At 54.2% G+C, this 2,572-nt stretch carries 3 protein-coding genes; all 3 read right to left on the bottom strand.

The window, feature by feature from the left end; genetic code table 11:
- A partial coding sequence (locus tag KKH67_07610; GenBank protein ID MBU1319047.1) for a hypothetical protein occupies nt 1–234 on the bottom strand: 234 nt, incomplete at its 3' end.
- A 150-nt stretch (nt 235–384) separates the two neighbouring features.
- Nucleotides 385–1,143 (bottom strand): IS21-like element helper ATPase IstB, encoded by a 759-nt coding sequence (gene istB, locus KKH67_07605; protein ID MBU1319046.1) that lies wholly within the window; start codon nt 1,141–1,143, stop codon nt 385–387.
- 20 nt (nt 1,144–1,163) lie between these two features.
- A partial coding sequence (istA, locus tag KKH67_07600) for an IS21 family transposase (protein ID MBU1319045.1) occupies nt 1,164–2,572 on the bottom strand: 1,409 nt, incomplete at its 5' end.

Genomic DNA, 2,572 nt, shown 5'->3' with positions numbered 1-2,572 from the left:
TGACAGTCCACCTGATGTATCGCGTCCGGTGTACGGCCCTCGCTTCAGAAGGATATCAGTGTAATATGGCTTTCTGAAATCGGAATAGAGCATATCCATTCGTATGAGGAACTCTGCTTCTTCAGCCAGCAATGCGTTCGCGATGCACGGGAAACACTCTCGCCATAATAGATCCACGTTCTTAGTCTCTAGTGCCTTCATTGCTACACGCAGTACCGACATCTTGAGATCCACAACGGAACCTCGCATATTTTCAAGTTTGGAAACATCTTGTGATAATAGTGCCTATTCCGGTGAATGCGCCATGTGATTCCGGCGGAATGCGCCGGTTGATTCCGAACGAAGGCGCCACCCCATCGGAGCAGAGCGACGCGGGCCTGAAAGCTATCTACCTTCACCTTCTCTCTTAGTCAAGCGCTTTTTCTTCCTCCTCATCGATTCTCCTTTCAGACTTATCTTGTGAGCATTGTGAACGATCCTATCGAGAATGGCATCAGCCAGTGTCGGATCGCCGATGGTTTCGTGCCAGTGTTTGACAGGTAATTGAGCAGCGACAAGAGTCGATTTCCTGTCATAACGATCTTCGAGTATCTCAAAGATATCTCTTCTCTGTTCGTCTGTCAGGCGTGTGGTCCCCCAATCATCAAGTATCATCAGGTCGACTCTGGCAAAAGCTGCAAGCATTTTGGTGTATCGTCCGTCACCTCTCGCCACAGCCAGATCCCTGAACAGACGCGGCACACGCATGTACAGTACCGAGTGATCTTCACGGCACGCTTTCTGGCCGAGCGCACAGGCAAGATAGGTCTTGCCGGCTCCGGTCGGTCCTGTGATGATACAGTTGTCGTAAGTCCGCATCCACCCACAACTCGCTAGCTGCAGCATGACCGACTTGTCGAGTCCGCGCGGATGACGATAGTCAATATCTTCGATACAAGCGGCCAGTCGAAGTTTCGCCTTCCGGAGACGATAGGTTAGACGACGGTTGTCTCGTTCGCAAGCCTCACGATCAAGAAGAAGCCCGAATCGTTCATCGAACCCGAGCGCCTCACAGTCCGGTATCTCCATCTGTTCGGTATAAGCCTTGAGCATACCGGTCAGTTTCAGGCCCTCCAGTTTCTCCAATGTCGGTTGCTTCAGCATAGACACTCTCCTCCTTTCGGTTAGTCCGGTTTCTCATAGTAGTTCGCCCCCCTTACATTGGCGTGCTCGATAACCGGCAGTTGCAGCTGTCGCTGTGGGAGCGGCACTCTGTCGAGTCCTCTCTTGAGAATAGATTCGATGCTCTTGTAACTGGTCGCGTTGATCGCTAAAGCGCGTGCACATGCAGCATCGAGGCGATCCTGCCCATATCGTTTGCCCAAGCGCATGATCCCCAGACAGGAGCGAAACCCCTGCTGAGGATGCGGCCTCGATGAGAGGATCTGCTCGACCACCTCGGCTGTCGCGCCGCCGCTTTTAGCAGCCCAGCGAACCAGACGTTCCGGCGTCCATTCCGCATACTCTCGATGAGCCCTCGGCATGTGTTCGGTGACGGTGGTGTGGCGTCCTGCAAGATCGCTCTTAAGGTGGCTGGCAACACGCTTGCCGTTGTGGAAACACTCAACTGTCGTATTAGTCACACGGACATCAACTCTCTGTCTGACCAACTGGTATGGGACGCTGAAGTAATGCCGATTGACCTCCACGTGGTAATCGATGTTGACTGTCGCCTTCTTCCACTCGGCGTACTCGTAACGCTCGGAAGGCAGAGGTCTCAGTGCCGGTTTATCCAGAGTCTCAAACAGCGACTTACGCGAGCCGGGCAGCTTCTGGAAAGGTTGCTCGTTGTACTCAGTCAACAATGCGGCAATGGCACGGTTGAGTTCGATCAGTGAAAAGAAGGTATGGTTACGCAGGCGCGCCAGGATATACCTCTCCGCTCCCAGAACACCCGCCTCAACTTTCGCTTTGTCTTTTGGCTTGCGGACTCTTGCTGGCATGACAGCTGTGCCGTAATGGCGGGCCATCTCATGGTAGGTCGGATTGATGTCCGGTTCATAACGGCAGGCTTTTGAGACCCCGCTGAGCAGGTTGTCAGGAACCACCAGATCGTGGACGCCGCCCATGAAAGCGAATGCCCGGGTGTGTGAGGCAATCCAGTTTGGCAGACTCTGCGTCCAGGTAGCTTCAGCGTAGGTGTGATTGCTTGCACCCGATACAGCTACAAAGATCTGAGCTTCTCTTACCTCGCCGGTAGATCGGTCGACTACCGGCATCGTCTGCCCGGCGTAATCTACAAACAGCTTCTCGCCCGCCTTGTGATCCTGACGCATTGGCAGATCGAGCTTGCCGGCCCACTCGCGGTAGAGATCACAGAAACGGCTGTACTGATACCCTTCCGGGTGAACTTCCTTATATTCCTGCCATAACAGAAAGAGCGTCACCCCCTTACGCTTCAGCTCCCGATGAATCCCCTTGTAGTGCGGCGGTGGACGTTGTGAGCCGGCGATAGATGGTGGCGGCGGGAAAAGAAGCCGATCGAGATCGCTGTCGGTCATCTCTTCAGGCAGCGGCCAACTCAGGTCCGCCT

The sequence above is a fragment of the Candidatus Zixiibacteriota bacterium genome, assembly GCA_018820315.1.
GTDB lineage: Bacteria > Zixibacteria > MSB-5A5 > JAABVY01 > JAHJOQ01 > JAHJOQ01.
This window is presented reverse-complemented; position numbering and strand designations above follow the sequence as displayed.

Excerpts from the sequence above, each read along its gene's own strand:
- istB (MBU1319046.1), bottom strand. The coding sequence starts at position 1,143 with ATGCTGAAGCAACCGACATTGGAGAAACTGGAGGGCCTGAAACTGACC.